Source organism: Kocuria sp. SL71 (genome assembly GCF_026672465.1).
Lineage (GTDB): Bacteria > Actinomycetota > Actinomycetes > Actinomycetales > Micrococcaceae > Kocuria > Kocuria palustris.
This window is the reverse complement of record NZ_JAPPRE010000001.1, coordinates 1,008,752-1,024,163: the sequence shown is the minus strand read 5'-3', so window position 1 is coordinate 1,024,163 and position 15,412 is coordinate 1,008,752. Positions and strand designations below refer to the sequence as shown.

The following is a 15,412-nucleotide window of genomic DNA, read 5'->3' as shown; positions in this document are numbered from 1 at the left end:
TGGGGCAACCGGGCGGCGGTGCTCGGATGTGTGACACTCATGACGGGCAAGGGGCCCGGCTCCGCGGCGCGGCCGCAGATCCAGCGCAGACGAGGAAGCGACCGCCACAACATGACGAGACTGTTCAGCGGCTATCCGGACGATCTGTCTGGCCAGACGGCCTATGACGAGATGTTCTCCGACCCCAGGGCCGTGCGCGCTCCGTACGACCGGGTGCACGAGGTCCTCGACGGCCTCGACCTGTCCTCCGTGACCGGACGCGACGAGCTCATGGCCCGGTCCTTCCTGGATCGCGGCGTGACGTTCGACTACGCCGGGGAGGAGCGGCCCTTCCCGCTGGACATCGTTCCGCGGATCATCCCGCAGGAGGAATGGGAGGTCGTGGAGCGCGGCGTGAAGCAGCGCGTGAAGGCCCTCGAGCATTTCCTGGACGACGTCTACGGCGAGCAACGGGTGATCTCGGACGGCATCGTGCCGCGGTCGCTGATCACGTCGTCCTCGCACTTCCACCGCTGCGTGTGGGGCTTCAAGCCCGTGGGCGGGGTGCGCATCCACGTGGCCGGCATCGACCTGGTGCGCGACGACGCCGGGACCTTCCGCGTGCTCGAGGACAACGTGCGCGTGCCCTCGGGCGTCTCCTACGTGATCGAGAACCGCCGCGCCATGATGAAGGGCCTTCCGGAGGCATTCGTCTCCACCCCGATCCTCGGCGTGGACTCGTATCCGCGACAGCTTCTGCACGCGCTGCGGAGCACGGCCCCGGAGCCCGGCGACGACGCCGTCGTGGTCGTGCTGACGCCCGGCGTGTTCAACTCCGCGTACTTCGAGCACACCCTGCTGGCCGGGCTCATGGGCGTGGAGCTCGTGGAGGGCCGCGACCTGGTGGTGCGAGGGGACCGCGTCTTCATGCGCACCACGGAGGGCGAGCAGCGCGTGGACGTGATCTACAAGCGCATCGACGACGACTTCACCGATCCGCTGCAGCTGCGACCGGACTCGGTGCTGGGCTGTCCCGGCCTGGTCAACGCGGCGCGCCAGGGCAATGTCACCATCGCCAACGCGATCGGCAACGGCGTGGCCGATGACAAGCTCGTCTACTCCTACGTCCCCGATCTCATCCGGTACTACCTGGACGAGGAGCCGATCCTGCCCAACGTGGACACCTACCGGCTCGAGGAGGACGAGGCCCGCGCCTACGTCCTGGAGCATCTGGCGGAGCTCGTGGTCAAGCCCGTGGACGGCTCGGGCGGCAAGGGGATCGTGATCGGCCCGCTGGCCAGCGAGCAGGAGATCGAGGAGGTGCGCGCCAAGATCCTCCAGGACCCGCGCGGCTGGATCGCCCAGCCCGTGCTGCAGCTGTCCACCGTGCCCACCTTCGACGGCGAGGGCTTCTCGCCCCGGCACGTGGACCTGCGCCCGTTCTGCGTGAACTCCGGCGACGACATGTACGTCCTGCCCGGCGGGCTCACGCGCGTGGCCATGCAGAAGGGCTCTCTGATCGTGAACTCCTCGCAGGGCGGCGGCTCCAAGGACACCTGGGTCGTCGGGCAGCACCGCCTGGAGCCGGCCGCCGATCCGGAGACCACCGAGACCGTCGCCGACATGGAGGCCACCGCACCGGCCCACGGCGGGGACTTCGACGACTCCGCGCTGCGCCGCCAGCAGGAGCAGCAGCAGCAGGCGGCCGTCGTCGACGACGCTGCAGCTGTCCGCCGCACCACGGGAGAGGAGAAGCGCTGATGCTCAGCCGCATCGCAGAATCGCTGTTCTGGATCGGGCGCTACATGGAGCGCGCCGACGGCGTGGCCCGGATCCTCGAGGTCCACCTGGAGCGGATCACGCAGCTGCCGGAGCACGAGCAGGGCGTGGAGGCCCGTCGGATCATGGCCATCATGGGCGTGGAGCCCCAGGCCGATGCCGGCGTGCAGGACATGATCTTCGAGCTCGCCTGGAACCCGGAGACCACCACGTCCATCGCAGGCTCCGTGGGAGCGGCGCGCGAGAACGCCCGCCGGGCTCGCGAGATCGTCTCCTCCTCCATGTGGCAGACCCTCAACGCCACAAACTACGGGCTGACCGATCACCGCAAGGACACCGTGGGCACCTTCCGCATGTGCCAGTGGGCCTCCGAGCGGATCTCCATGACCCGCGGGCTGGCGGACATGACCATGGCCCACGACCAGTCCTGGCAGTTCCTGACCCTGGGCGTCACGCTCGAGCGCGCGGACATGACCGCCCGGCTGCTGTGGACCCGCGCCTCCTCCCGGGGCGGCTCCGGGGAGGCCACCTGGGCCGAGATCCTCGAGTGCGCCGGGGCCTACGAGGCCTTCCTGCGCTCGCGCGGCGGCTCCTTCAACGACGAGTCCGCGACCTGCTTCCTGGTCCTCGACCGCCTCTTCCCCCGCACGATCATCTACTCGCTGCGCCGGGCGGAGAAGGTGCTCTCGGACCTCGATCCCGGCGGAGGGCGCCTGGGCGTGTCCAGCGAGGCCCGGCGCATCATCGGCAAGGCCCTCATGGAGCTCGAGTACGACAGCTCCGATGACATCGTGAAGCACCTGCCTCGGCAGCTCAACGACGTCCAGTCCGCCATCAGCCGCGCCTCGAAGGCCGTGAGCGAGAAGTACTTCATCCACGCCCAGGAGGCGTCCTGGTTCGGAGGTGTCCTGTGAGCAGGCTCAAGATCGATCACATCACCCGCTACACCTACGAGGGCACGGTCTCGCGCTCGCACAACGAGGCGCGCATGACCCCGGTCAGCGACGACGAGCAACACGTCATCACGGCCGAGCTGGCCGTGAAGCCGTCGTCGGCCTCGATCCACAACTACGTCGACTACTTCGGCACCCGCGTGGCCGATTTCGACGTCCCCCACCGCCACACCGTGCTCGAGGTGCGCTCCTCGGCCACTGTGGACGTGGACCGCTCCGCGGCTGCGGAGACCGACGTCGAGAAGGTGGGCTGGAAGCAGCTGCGGGACCCGCACCTGCTCGACACCCAGGCGGAGTACATCGCGCCCACGTCCCTGACCGCGGCCGGCGAGGAGCTCAAGGCCGTGGCCGAGCAGGTGCGCGAGACCGCCGAGACGCCCGATGCCGCAGCCCAGGAGATCCTGCGCCGGATCGCCGAACGGGTCGCCTACGAATCCGGCGTCACCGGCGTGCACACCGACGCCGACGCCGTGTGGAGCGACGCCAAGGGCGTGTGCCAGGACCTCTCCCACGTGGCCATCGCGCTGCTGCGGGAGCTCGGGATCCCGGCACGCTACGTCTCCGGCTACATCCACCCTGACGAGGACGCCGGGATCGGGCAGACCGTGGCGGGGGAGTCCCACGCCTGGCTCGAGTGGTGGGACGGCGATTGGCGCGCCTACGACCCCACCAACCACAAGGCGCTCGACGACAGCCACGTCAAGGTCGGCCACGGCCGCGACTACCGCGACGTCCCCCCGCTGAAGGGCATGCTCACCGGCGGGTCGTCCACCGAGTCCCTCGACGTCACGGTCGAGATCACCCGGGTGTCCTGAGGGATCCATCGCGGATGCGCGAAGGCGCCGGCCCCGAGGGGTCGGCGCCTTCGTCGTCAGCGGCCGGGCCCGGCCGTCCTGCGGATCAGAACGTGAAGTTCTTGGGGATGACAGTGATGCCGGACTCCGTGACCGTGAGGCCGCGCTCGCGGTCCTCCTGCGGGTCCACGCCCACGCGCACGCCCTGCGGGATCACGACGTTCTTGTCCACGATGCAGCGCTCCACGACGGCGTCGTCCTCGACCTTGACGTTGTGCATCAGCACCGACTCGCTCACGCGGGCGTGGTTGCCGACCTGCACGCGCGGTGACAGGATCGACTCCTGGACCCGCCCGCCGGCCACGATGACGCCGGGGGAGAGGATCGAGTCCGTGGCCACGCCGCCCTCCTGGTAGGGCCCGCGCACCAGCTTGGCCGGCGGCGCGACCACCTGGTGGGTGAAGATGCGCCACTGCTCGTTGTAGAGGTTGAAGATCGGCAGCGGGCGCAGCAGGTCCATGTGGGCGTCGTAATACGAGTCCAGGGTGCCGACATCGCGCCAGTACTGGCGGTCGCGATCGGTCGAGCCGGGGACGTCGTTGTAGGTGAAGTCGTAGACCGCGGCCTCTCCTCGATCGGCGAAGTACGGCATGATGTCGCCGCCCATGTCGTGCTTGGAGTCCTCGCGCTGATCGTCCTCCCGCAGGGCCTCCACCAGGGCGTCGGTGCTGAAGATGTAGTTGCCCATGGAGGCCAGGAACTGGCCCGGATCATCAGCCAGGGGCTGCGTGGTCTCGGGCTTCTCCACGAACTGGGTGATGCGGGAGGAGTCCTGCGGATCCGTCTCGATCACGCCGAAGGACTGCACGAGCGACATCGGCTGGCGGACGCCTGCCACCGTGGCCTTGACGCCCTTCTCGATGTGGAAGTCCAGCATCTGGGAGAAGTCCATGCGGTAGACGTGATCCGCGCCCACGACCACCACGTAGTCAGGGCGGGCGTCGTCGATCAGGTTCATGGACTGGAAGATCGCGTTGGCCGATCCCAGGAACCAGTCCTTGCCGGAGCGCTGCTGGGCCGGGACCGAGGCGATGTAGTTGCCCAGCAGGGTCGACAGGCGCCAGGTCTCCGAGAGGTGGCGGTCCATGGAGTGCGACTTGTACTGGGTCAGCACGACCACCTGCAGGTAGCCGGAGTTGACGAGGTTGGACAGGGCGAAGTCGATCAGCCGGTACGACCCGCCGAACGGGACCGCGGGCTTGGCCCGGTCCTCCGTCAGCGGCATCAGGCGCTTGCCCTCGCCGCCAGCCAGAACGATGGCAAGGACATTCGGTCGCACCATGATGGAACCTCTCGCGTGGAAGACGTCGTCGTCCCGGGGGCCCCGCCCCCAGAGGAGGCGCAGATCACGTCCGCGCACCCGGGCTTACTCAACCCTGAATCGGTGCCGATGGGAAGCCGCCTTGCCGCAATTTGCACTCGCATTTTCGGGTTCGTCGCTCTGCGGTCACGCGGTGGCGCTCGTGCCCGCACGGAGCCCTCCGTGCGGGCACGACGTGGGCGAATCCGCTGCGCGTGTATGGGCAGCCCGAGCGGGGGACTGTAGTGTCGATCACGTGCGCATCGACATCATCTCCAAAGAGTTCCCGCCCGCCATCTACGGAGGCGCAGGCGTCCACGTGGCCGAGCTGTCCCGGGTCCTGGCCCCGCTGGTGGACCTGAACGTCCGCTGCTTCGGCGAGCCCCGCGACCCGGACTTCCACGGCGCGACCGTGAAGGCCTACCCGGTTCCCGCCGACCTCAAGGGCGCCAACCCCGCCCTCGAGACGCTGGGCACCGATCTGACCATGGTCGACGACATCGCGGGCGCCGGCCTGGTCCACTCCCACACCTGGTACGCCAACTTCGCCGGGCACCTGGCCGGGCTCATGCACGGCATCCCGCACGTGGTCTCCGCCCACTCGCTCGAGCCGCTGCGCCCGTGGAAGGCCGAGCAGCTGGCCGGCGGGTACGCGCTGTCGTCGTTCGTGGAGAAGACCGCGTACATGGGCGCCTCCGCGATCATCGCCGTGTCGGACGGCATGCGCCGCGACATCCTGCGCTCCTACCCGGAGGTCGACCCCGAGAAGGTGCACACAGTGCACAACGGGATCGACGTCGAGCAGTGGGACCGCGACGAGTCCACCGATGTCCTGGAGACCTACGGGATCGACCCGTCCCGGCCGTCCGTGGCGTTCGTGGGGCGCGTGACCCGGCAGAAGGGCGTGCCCTTCCTGTTGCGGGCCATGAAGCAGCTCGATCCGTCCGTCCAGCTCGTGCTGTGCGCCGGCGCCGCCGACACCCCCGAGCTCGGTGCCGAGGTCAACCAGCTGATCGACGAGCTCAAGTCCACCCGCGACGGCGTGGTCCTGATCGAGAAGATGCTCCCGCGCCGGGAGGTCATCCAGATCCTCTCCCACGCCACCGCCTTCGCCTGCCCGTCGATCTACGAGCCGCTGGGCATCGTGAACCTCGAGGCCATGGCCTGCGGCTCCGCCGTGGTGGCCACCGCCACCGGCGGCATCCCCGAGGTGGTCGTGGACGGCGAGACCGGCCGCCTGGTCGAGATCGAGCAGGTCGACGACGGCTCCGGCACGCCCCTGGATCCCGAGAAGTTCGTCTCGGACTTCGCCGCCGCGCTGACCGACGTCCTCTCGGATCCCGAGCGCGCCCGGGAGATGGGCCGCGCCGGGCGCAAGCGCGCCGAGGAGCACTTCGCCTGGGAGGCCATCGCCGAACGCACGCTGGAGGTCTACCGGGCCGCGATCGAGCGCGCCTGATCCCCGTCGCACCTGTGCTAAGGTTGTCCGCGTTGCTCAGCGACCAGGCCGGTTCCCGGCAGGGCGTTGGAGTCACCCGCGCGGGTGGCGGAATAGGCAGACGCGCTAGCTTGAGGTGCTAGTCCTCGTATTAGAGGGTGGGGGTTCAAGTCCCCCTCCGCGCACAGTGCGATGTCCCCAGGGCATCGGAGGCACCCCGGACCATCTGGTCCGGGGTGCCTTTCGTCGTTTTCGACTCGCCTCTGCTATCATAGGCTTCGAGGCTGTGCGCAGGAATGCGCGTATAGCCCGACGTCTCCAGTCGGGCCAGGGCAGTGAGCTTCTGCTTCAGCGAGTAGGGCCCGCTGCCTGAACGGAACCACCAAGGGCAGGGGCGCGCTGAGGGGACACGACCCACGAAGTCGCGGGTCTGATGCGCGTCGAATGAGACCCGTTGATGCCGATAGCCGGCCATGACGCGCTCGAGGGCAGGCCTCGTGCGGGCCATCAACGAGCGGTCACCGGTGCAGGGGCCGGCCCGGCTGACGCCTGCCTCGGTGACCACTCGCGAGCCCCTGTGACCGGAGAGGTGCACGGTGGCCCGGATTCTGCGCCCGGAGGCTGGAACCACCGCCCAGTCCCCTCCAGGTCCGCTTAGGCTTCAGAGACCTGCTGTCGCTGTAGGCGCACTTCCGGCATATGACCCACGAGTGGTCGGCGCCTGGGAGGAATGTTCGGCCCGCCGTCATCGGCGAGTTCGGGCCGACTCTGTTCCGCTGGTCTTGGCCTCGACGTCGAGCGCTCGGTCGCCGAAGTTGAGAACGACGCGAATCAGGGAGTCAGAGCACAGGTGAGACGACCACCTCTTGGCGATCTTCGATGCGCACCTTCCATGCATCCCCTCCGCGGCACAATGTGGCTGTGACGGTGCCCGAGGTCGTGACATACGAGTCGACGATACCGAGGGGTGTCCCTGCATTCGGTGCGATCAGGACCGTCAGCCCACGATCAGGGTTCTGCCTCTCCGCAGTGAGCAGAGTTCCCGGCTTGAGGGTCTTCCACCGTGTGCCGAACCAACCGCGCAGATCACCGTCTTGAGCCTCGTGTCGCGAGAGGCGAGGGGTCCCGCCGAGCCAGGTCAAGGACATCGAACGATCCTTGTCCTGCAGAGTGAACCCTCGATCGTGACGTCGGCAACGCAGACCGAGGTCGGCCTGCCAGTGCTGTCGGAGCAGCGATCCTGTGTCGCCGTCTGCAGTGTCACGGATGATCCAGCAGTCCGGACCTGCAAGGTAGATCACGCGGCGACGCAGCTGGACGCCCGGATACCCGGGGTCGAGCACTGCGAAGTCATGGACAGTCTCCGTGATCTCCGCACGCTCGATGGCGACTGTTGAGCGGGGCGAATACTCCCGTTCAGGAAGAAGAGCCAGGTTGTGGGCCTGTCGGGAATGCAGATGCTGACGGGTGCGGTCCGCACTCTGATAGCTGTGGAATCCGCTGTCTACCAACCACGGTCTGCCTGCAGCGTAGATATGGACGCTTCCCAGGTCCGCGTGAGCATGGGCTCGAACGAAGGGTCCGTGACGGAGAATCATATGCGACTCGTTGTGAATCTTTCGCTGCTCCCCCCAACCGCTGCGAGAGATCGCGTAACCGCCGTCGAGTACCAAGGCAGTGGCCTTGGGACGAGTGCCGCGGACGCCTTTGGTTGCGGCGAAGTCCGCCACCGGATCGAGTCCCCTGGAGACCGGGCCACGGGAAGAATCGCCAATCTGCGGCAACCTCCCGTCGGGCTGAGCCAGATGGGCGAGGACTGTTCCTGCGCCAGCCAGCCGGTGTGCTGCGAAATCAGGAATGGCCCTGCCCTCGAGGGCGACCCTTCGCCACGCTTGAGACCACCAGCGAAGGTTCATCTGGTGATAAGCAGTGGAGCCTTCGTCGTTGCAACCTTGGGCGTCGAATGTGGTCGCGAACTGGTCTGTCATCCGGGTGACAGCCGTGTCCATGGCCTCGTCATCGCGCATCACTGCCCCCAGGACGAAGAGTCCTGTGTGTTGGTGAAGGCCGTGGTTCTTGCCCACGATGTGCTCTGGATCCATGAGCCACTCTCGGTGCGCCTTCAGCAGATCTATGAACCACTCGTCGTCATCAGCGAGAAGAGCTGCGCCCAGGGATAGCTGCAGTACTCGATTCCCATCGGCCATGTCCTTCCACGCGAATGCACTGGCTGCCGATGACGGGGGCACATTCGCATGGAACCAGGAGCGCGCCACGGCTCGCCATTCATCACGGGCGCGTGCGTCGCCGTCCAGGGCCGACCACCGGAGGGGATTGAGCCAGCGCAACGTGTGGTGCTGGAACTGCCAATTGCGATCCTGAAAAGGATCGGCGGTCCAGTCCATTCGATCGCCTTCCCAAGAGGGGTGGGGAGGCAGGACCAGTCTGCCCGCCCAGTGCGACGACAGGTCATCGGAAAGTGCTGCGGGCCGATCGTACGACGGCCCCAGTGCTTGCCGAGTCGCAGCGTCGACATCAAGGTCAGCGACGCTGACTGCGGGGATCTGCTGCACTTGTCGTCCTTCCGAGGGGGTGAGGGGAGGGAGAATCGAACCTCATCCTAGCTGGCGCAGGGTCGGTCACGGCGTCAATTGGGAAATATTATGCCCTTGTCGGGTCACCATCCAGAACCGGCGCCTGTGATGTATACACTCGTGCAGACTGTTGCCCCCCCCCCCCGAACGCGCAGATTCACGGAGGACCCCATGGCGAAGCGTCCAACTCCCCATCAGATCACCACTTATGTGAGGTCTGGCCCAGGCGGGTCAGCGGCAGCCGTTTCCGCAGAAGACGTCCTGTGGCTGGCGAAGGAGCGATCGGATCTTTACGACAGCGCCCTCAATAAGCTTGGATACACCATGGCAGAGCAGGCGTTCAAGCACTCCGTGGACGACGTATTTCAGAAGTACAGAGATTTCACAGGTCCTTGGATCGATCGCATAAATCACCCTGCGTCGCGATTGTTGAAGGCTCGGCTCAATGCTTACGAGTCTGCATGGAATGCCGGAATGGGTGACCTGCGGGTTGATTCATCCCCCGAGGATGCCCGCGCCGTGTCAGAGCGGATCGCCCGTCTCTACGAGGGCTCTGGCAACCTGACCGAAGTGCAGACTCTTGCACTTCGCGGTCAGGTGGAGTCGCTGTGGTCGCGTGATGTTGCCGGTCAGACCTTCGAGGAGGTGCGGGGGCACCCCAAGCACGCATCATTGGCCAAATCGTGGGATCGGGGCGCGCTGAGCTACTTCAATTCCAACCAAGTCTTCGAGCGGTCGCGGTCGGCCGAAAATATTGTCGGCACCGTTCCAGAGGTGGCTACCTCAAAATCAGCTTTCGTCATATCGGTGGACCCGGTATTCTTCCGAATCTATGCCCCGATGTTTCTGTTCAATGCGCAGCAGATTCCTGGAGTGGACCTGGTCCTCTTGGTCTGTGCGGGGGCTGATGAGGCAGGAGAGCTGATCGAGGAGTCAAGACAGTATCTGGAAGCGCTGTCCCGAATGAACAAGCAGAACGTGCCGCGAAATGTTCACTTCCATGCGTTTCCCGTACCGGATTGGGTTGGAGATCGGACGACATTCTATGCGTGTGCTCGGTTTCTCGCATTGCCCCAGATCCTGGAGCAGTATGAATATGTATATTCCATTGATGCGGATCTGATCATGCGCTACGACCCGACGGCCTTCTTCAGGAAGACTGCAAAGGTTGTACTGTCGTTCCCCCATATCGGTGGATCGCTGGGAATGGTCCCATGGCGTCGATACATGGCCGGGAATCTGGTGGCGACTCAGAAGCTGCTCGGGGCCTCGTTCATCGGGGATCTGGAGTCCTATATCACTGCTGGTCTTGATCAGCCGCGAGCATGGACACTGGACCAGAACGCGCTGGCGTATGCCGTTGAACGAGGTGATCCGGGAGTCTACGAGCCGCTCGAGAATTACAGCAGGCCCCTCATCACATCGACCTCCATGAACCGCTGGGAGAGGAATTACGTGCGGGCGACACGCTGAACTGGGCATCTCGATGCGTGTGATCACACCGGAAGCGGCTGGGGCAGCGCCTCGGCCGCCCGGAGCTTTGCTGGTTCCGCGATAGCCTGCTGGGCGGCCGTCGAGCAGCTCGGCGCGCACCACCCCACCCCCACACGAGAGGAGCGATCTGTGCTCAGGAAGATCCTGATCATCGGACTCGCGTACTTCGGAGTCACCGTCGGAGCATGATTCGGATCTGGGCAGGAGATGCTCCAGTTCTATGTCTCCTATGGCTGGTGGGGCGTGGCCGGTGCCGCCGTGAACCTGATCATCATGCCGCTGACGGCCATGGCGATCCTGCAGTACGGCAGCTACTTCCGGGCCCAGACGCACGGCAAGGTCTTCGACTCGATCACCACGTCGCTGGTCTCGAGGTTCATGGACTACGGACTGTCCGCAGCCCAGTTCTGCATCGGCTTCGTGATGCTCGCCGGCGCCGGATCGAACCTGAACCAGCAGTTCGGCCTGCCGCTGTGGGTGGGCTCGGCCCTGATGGTCCTCATGGTGATCATCGCCGGCATGTTCAACGCGGACCGCGTCGGCAGCATCATCGGCATGATTACCCCGGCGATGATCGTCGTGATCGTGGGCGCCGGTCCGGCCGGTCTGGCCGCGGCCCGTGAGGCCGCCGCCTCCGACGCGCGCGTGGTGCTGATCGACGAGGACTCGCAGCTCGGCGGCACTCTGCTCGACGACCGGGGCACCGAGATCGACGGGCTGCGCGCCCACGAGTAGATCGCGCAGGTCCGGGCCGAGCTCGAGGCCGCTCCCGAGACCCTCGTGCTCGAGCGCACGACCGCCCTGGGCTGCTACGACGGCAACTACGTCGTGGCCCTGCAGCGGCGCACCGATCACCTGCCGACCAGCCCCGGGCCGGGAGTCTCGCGCGAGCGGACCTGGCACATCCGCGCCCGGCAGGTCGTGCTGGCCACCGGCGCGCATGAGCGCCCGGTCGTCTTCCAGGACAACGACCGCCCCGGGATCATGCTGGCCTCGGCCGTGCGCGCCTACCTCAACCGGTGGGCTGTGGCGGCGGGGCAGTCTCCCGTGATCTTCGCGACCGACGACTCCGCCTACGAGCTGGTCGCCGACCTGGCCGCGGCCGGGGTGCAGGTCGCGGGCGTCGTGGATGCCCGGACGGAGCTCAGCGAGTTCGCCGCGCAGGCGGCCGCTGCCGCAGGTGTCGAGGCCCGCACCGGAAGCGCTGTGATCGGCACCGCCGGCGATGGGCCCGACGGCCGGATCAGCACCGTGACCGTGAGCTCCATCGATGCCGACGGCGCCCCCGTCGGCGAGGCCGAGACCCTCTCGACCGATCTGCTGGCCGTGGCCGGCGGCTGGTCCCCGGTGGTCCACATGCACAGCCAGCGCCAGGGCAGGCTGAACTGGGACGCGCAGCTGTCGGGCTTCATCCCCGCAGCCCCGGTGCAGGATCAGCAGGTCGTCGGCATGCTCACGGGCACGCGCGACCTGGCCGGCTGCCTGAGCGCAGGCGCCGAGGCGGGGGCCGAGGCCGCTCGTCGCACGGGGTTCTCGGTCCAGGCGCGCGCCATCCAGGCCAAGGCCCGCGAGTACGGGCCGGGGCGCCAGCTGTGGCTGATCCCCTCCGGCCAGCCCGAGGACCGCTGGGACCGGCACTTCGTGGACCTGCAGCGCGATCAGACCGCCGCCGACGTCCTGCGGGCCACCGGCGCCGGCATGCGCTCGGTCGAGCACGTCAAGCGCTACACCTCGATCTCCACCGCCAACGACCAGGGCAAGACGAGCGGCGTCAGCTCGATCGGCGTGATCGCCGCGGCGCTGAAGGACCCGGACGTCGGCGGCATCGGGACCACCACCTACCGTGCGCCCTACACGCCGGAGGCCTTCGCGGCACTGGCCGGGCGGCGCCGCGGCCAGATGCTCGATGCCACCCGCGTCACCGCCATCCACCCCTGGCACGTGGCCCACGGCGCGGAGTTCAAGGACGTGGGGCAGTGGAAGCGGCGCTGGTACTACCCGCAGCCCGGCGAGGACATGGAGGCGGCCGTGCTGCGCGAATGCGCGGCGGTGCGCGAGTCCGTGGGCTTCATGGACGCCACCACGCTCGGCAAGATCGAGATCCGCGGGACGGATGAGGGGGAGTTCCTTAATCGCATCTACACCAACGCGTTCAAGAAGCTGGCTCCGGGCAAGGGCCGCTACGGCGTCATGTGCCACGCCGACGGCTTGGTCTTCGACGACGGCGTCACCCTGCGCCTGGACGAGAAGCGCTACCTGATGACCACCACCACTGGCGGGGCTGCCGACGTGCTGAACTGGCTCGAGGAGTGGTCCCAGACGGAGTGGCCCGAGCTCGATGTCGTCTTCACCTCCGTGACGGAGCAGTACGCGACGGTCGCCGTCGTGGGGCCCAAGTCCAGGGAGGTCGTCGCACGGATGGCCCCGGAGCTGGACGTCTCCCAGGAGGCCTTCGGCTTCATGGAGTTCCGCGAGACCACGCTGGCCTCGGCCATTCCTGCGCGGATCTGCCGGATCTCGTTCTCCGGCGAGCTGGCCTACGGGATCAACATCTCGATCTGGTACGGCCACAGGGTCTGGGAGGACGTCGCCGCGGCGGGTGCCGACTACGGGATCACCCCGTACGGCACCGAGACCATGCACCTGCTGCGAGCCGAGAAGGCCTTCCCGATCGTCGGACAGGACACCGACGGCACCGTGACCCCGCAGGACCTGGGGATGTCGCGGGTGGTCTCGACCAAGAAGGACTTCATCGGCAACCGCTCCTACGCCTGCGAGGACACCTCCCGTGAGGACCGCAAGCAGCTGGTCGCCGTCCTGCCCGTCGATCACGACGAGCCGATCCCGGAGGGCGCCCAGCTCGTCGAGGCCGGCACGCCGATCACACTGCAGGACGGGCCCGTGCCGATGGTCGGGCATGTCACCTCGGCCTACCGCAGCGCAGCTCTGGGTCGGACATTCGGCCTGGCCCTGGTGCGCAACGGTCGTCAGCGGATCGGCGACACGCTCCAGGCGCCGCTGGTCGATCGGACCGTCGACGTCGTGATCGCCGAACCCGTCCTCTACGACCCCGAAGGGAACTGCCGAGATGGCTGAGACCACCGCACCCGAGATCGCCGCCCTGCGGCGCAGCCCGCTGCACGATCTGCGCGAGGAGATGGCCGCCCAGACTGAGGTGACCGGCGAGCGCGGCGTCAGCATCCGGGAGATCCCCTTCCTCACGCTGATCGCCCTGCACGTCACCCCCGGCACGCCGGAGGCCGCGGCGATCGAGTCGCAGCTGGGCGTCGCGCTGCCGTAGGGCGTCGGTCAGGTCACCGGCCCGACGGAAGCCACCGCTGTCCTGTGGAACGGGCCCGACGAGTTCACAGTGGTCCAGCCCGACGCCATGACCGGCGGTGGCCTGCTGTCGGAGGAGCTGACGGCCCAGCTGGCGGGCGTCCTCGAGGAGCACGAGGCCCGCGGTCAGACCGTCGACGTCTCGGCCAACCGCACGACGATCGAGGTCTCCGGACCCTCAGCCCGTGCCGTGCTGGAGAAGGGCTGCCGCATGGATCTGCATCCCCGGGCCTTCCCGGTGGATCACGCGGTGTCGACCAACTACGGGGTCGTGCAGGTGCTGCTGTGGCGGACGGGCGAGCAGACCTGGCGCATCATGCCGCGGGCGTCGTTCGCCGAGCACACGGCGCGCTGGTTCCTGGACGGGATGACCGACTTCGGATCGAAGGAGGTGGCCCGATGGACCCGCGCACCACGACGACGGCAGTTCCCGTCGGCCCGAGCGACGACCTCCTGGTCCTCAGTCTGTCCTGCCCGGAGGCCGCGGGCATCGTGCACGCCGTGAGTGAGGTGCTCTACGACAACGACTGCACGATCATCGAGCTCGACCAGTTCGACGATCAGCGCACCCGCCGCTTCTTCATGCGGGTGCGCGTGGCCCCCACCGGCGAAGCCCCGCTGGATCCCGCAATGCTCGAGCAGCGCCTGGCGCCTGTGGCCGAGCGGTTCGAGATGCCCTGGGAGCTGGTCCGCCACGGCGCCAGGCGCCGGGTGCTGATCATGGTCTCCAAGTTCGGTCACTGCCTCAACGACCTGCTCTACCGCGAGCGCACCGGGGAGCTACCCGTGGAGATCGTGGCCGTGGTGTCCAATCACCGCGATCACCAGTCGCTGGTGGAGTGGCACGGCATCCCGTTCTTCCACGTCCCCGTGACCCCCGAGACCAAGCCGGAGGCCGAGCAGAAGCTGCTCGACCTGGTGGATCGCTTCGAGGTCGATCTGGTGGTGCTGGCCCGCTACATGCAGGTGCTCAGCGACTCACTGGCCACCCGGATGGAGGGCCGGGTGATCAACATCCACCACTCGTTCCTGCCGTCGTTCAAGGGCGCCAAGCCCTATCACCAGGCCTTCGAGCGCGGCGTGAAGACCGTGGGCGCCACCGCGCACTACGTCAACGCCGAGCTCGACGAGGGCCCGATCATCGCCCAGCAGGTCCTGGCCGTGGATCACACCTTCGGCCCGGAGGACCTGGTCGCCGCCGGGCGCGACACCGAGCGCAAGGCGCTGTCCGATGCCGTGAAGTGGCACTGCCAGGGGCGGGTCTTCCTCAACGGGAACAGGACGGTCGTCCTGCTGTAGGGGTTCCCCAGAGCTGATCAGGAGAGGGGCTTGTACAACGATCGACCGCGAACGTTATACAAGAGATCGATCAGACGACGACGGCCGCCGTCTCGCTCAAGGCGAGGCGGCGGCCGTCGTGGTGGGAGAGGGCTTCAGTTCTGCGTGTCGGGGTCGCGATCCTGGTCATCGGTCATGGCGCCGACGCCCTCATCGGCGGGCTCCTGGGCCTCGTCCATCTCCTGGATGTTGCGGGCCTCCTCGACGGCGTCGTCGGCGCCGCCGGTCAGCGCCGGGTCGGAATCCTGGTTGCGAGGGGACATCGTGGTCCTCTCCTTTCGGTTCGCGGGGCAGATCGGGATCAGCTTAGGCCCGCCGCCAGGCGCCAGACAGGGGCCTCAGGC

At 67.4% G+C, this 15,412-nt stretch carries 11 protein-coding genes, 1 tRNA gene and 1 pseudogene; 10 read left to right on the top strand and 3 right to left on the bottom strand.

From position 1 onward, the window contains the following. Positions 1–111 precede the first annotated feature (111 nt). From OVA15_RS04680 to OVA15_RS04670, 3 genes are read left to right on the top strand one after another with little or no spacing between them, the layout of a single operon-like run. Positions 112–1,740 (top strand): circularly permuted type 2 ATP-grasp protein, encoded by a 1,629-nt coding sequence (locus OVA15_RS04680; protein WP_268143406.1) that lies wholly within the window; start codon positions 112–114, stop codon positions 1,738–1,740. Further along, positions 1,740–2,672, top strand: a complete 933-nt coding sequence (locus OVA15_RS04675) for an alpha-E domain-containing protein (protein ID WP_268143404.1) — start codon at positions 1,740–1,742, stop codon at positions 2,670–2,672. Before OVA15_RS04680 ends, OVA15_RS04675 begins: the two co-directional genes overlap by 1 nt. Beyond that, positions 2,669–3,526, top strand: coding sequence for a transglutaminase family protein (locus OVA15_RS04670; RefSeq protein ID WP_268143402.1), 858 nt, complete (start codon positions 2,669–2,671; stop codon positions 3,524–3,526). The genes OVA15_RS04675 and OVA15_RS04670 overlap by 4 nt, the downstream gene beginning before the upstream one ends. Before the next feature lie 85 nt (positions 3,527–3,611). Here the strand turns inward: OVA15_RS04670 and glgC are convergent, their stop codons facing one another. Next, positions 3,612–4,847, bottom strand: a complete 1,236-nt coding sequence (gene glgC / locus OVA15_RS04665) for a glucose-1-phosphate adenylyltransferase (RefSeq protein ID WP_251715273.1) — start codon at positions 4,845–4,847, stop codon at positions 3,612–3,614. Positions 4,848–5,121: 274 nt separating this feature from the next. Between glgC and glgA the strand changes: the two genes are divergently transcribed. Further along, complete coding sequence (glgA, locus tag OVA15_RS04660; protein ID WP_268143399.1) at positions 5,122–6,324, top strand: glycogen synthase; 1,203 nt, start codon at positions 5,122–5,124, stop codon at positions 6,322–6,324. A 78-nt stretch (positions 6,325–6,402) separates the two neighbouring features. Continuing rightward, positions 6,403–6,488: transfer RNA gene (locus OVA15_RS04655), tRNA-Leu, on the top strand. A 654-nt stretch (positions 6,489–7,142) separates the two neighbouring features. On the opposite strand, the gene OVA15_RS04650 is transcribed toward OVA15_RS04655, so the two are convergent. Further along, on the bottom strand, positions 7,143–8,876 hold the full coding sequence (locus tag OVA15_RS04650; RefSeq protein ID WP_268143397.1) for a heparinase II/III domain-containing protein: 1,734 nt from the start codon (positions 8,874–8,876) through the stop codon (positions 7,143–7,145). A gap of 192 nt (positions 8,877–9,068) precedes the next feature. Here OVA15_RS04650 and OVA15_RS04645 point away from each other — a divergent pair, with 192 nt between their 5' ends. From OVA15_RS04645 to purU, 5 genes and pseudogenes are all read left to right on the top strand, one after another. Further along, the gene (locus OVA15_RS04645; RefSeq protein ID WP_268143395.1) at positions 9,069–10,370 is read left to right on the top strand and encodes a hypothetical protein; all 1,302 of its coding nucleotides are present in this window, start codon (positions 9,069–9,071) and stop codon (positions 10,368–10,370) included. A gap of 597 nt (positions 10,371–10,967) precedes the next feature. Further along, positions 10,968–13,487: pseudogene (locus tag OVA15_RS04640) on the top strand (glycine cleavage T C-terminal barrel domain-containing protein); the annotation flags it as partial. Beyond that, the gene (locus OVA15_RS04635) at positions 13,480–13,692 is read left to right on the top strand and encodes a hypothetical protein (protein WP_268143393.1); all 213 of its coding nucleotides are present in this window, start codon (positions 13,480–13,482) and stop codon (positions 13,690–13,692) included. The pseudogene OVA15_RS04640 and the gene OVA15_RS04635, both read left to right, overlap by 8 nt. 42 nt (positions 13,693–13,734) lie before the next feature. Next, complete coding sequence (locus OVA15_RS04630; RefSeq protein ID WP_268145611.1) at positions 13,735–14,235, top strand: sarcosine oxidase subunit gamma; 501 nt, start codon at positions 13,735–13,737, stop codon at positions 14,233–14,235. Next, positions 14,130–15,029, top strand: coding sequence for a formyltetrahydrofolate deformylase (gene purU, locus OVA15_RS04625; RefSeq protein ID WP_268143391.1), 900 nt, complete (start codon positions 14,130–14,132; stop codon positions 15,027–15,029). The genes OVA15_RS04630 and purU overlap by 106 nt, the downstream gene beginning before the upstream one ends. 134 nt (positions 15,030–15,163) lie before the next feature. On the opposite strand, the gene OVA15_RS04620 is transcribed toward purU, so the two are convergent. Then, the gene (locus OVA15_RS04620; RefSeq protein WP_171004129.1) at positions 15,164–15,331 is read right to left on the bottom strand and encodes a hypothetical protein; all 168 of its coding nucleotides are present in this window, start codon (positions 15,329–15,331) and stop codon (positions 15,164–15,166) included. Positions 15,332–15,412 lie beyond the last annotated feature (81 nt).

Excerpts from the sequence above, each read along its gene's own strand:
- OVA15_RS04680 (WP_268143406.1), top strand. The coding sequence starts at position 112 with ATGACGAGACTGTTCAGCGGCTATCCGGACGATCTGTCTGGCCAGACG.
- OVA15_RS04675 (WP_268143404.1), top strand. The coding sequence starts at position 1,740 with ATGCTCAGCCGCATCGCAGAATCGCTGTTCTGGATCGGGCGCTACATG.
- glgC (WP_251715273.1), bottom strand. The coding sequence starts at position 4,847 with ATGGTGCGACCGAATGTCCTTGCCATCGTTCTGGCTGGCGGCGAGGGC.
- OVA15_RS04645 (WP_268143395.1), top strand. The coding sequence starts at position 9,069 with ATGGCGAAGCGTCCAACTCCCCATCAGATCACCACTTATGTGAGGTCT.
- OVA15_RS04635 (WP_268143393.1), top strand. The coding sequence starts at position 13,480 with ATGGCTGAGACCACCGCACCCGAGATCGCCGCCCTGCGGCGCAGCCCG.
- purU (WP_268143391.1), top strand. The coding sequence starts at position 14,130 with ATGGACCCGCGCACCACGACGACGGCAGTTCCCGTCGGCCCGAGCGAC.
- OVA15_RS04620 (WP_171004129.1), bottom strand. The coding sequence starts at position 15,331 with ATGTCCCCTCGCAACCAGGATTCCGACCCGGCGCTGACCGGCGGCGCC.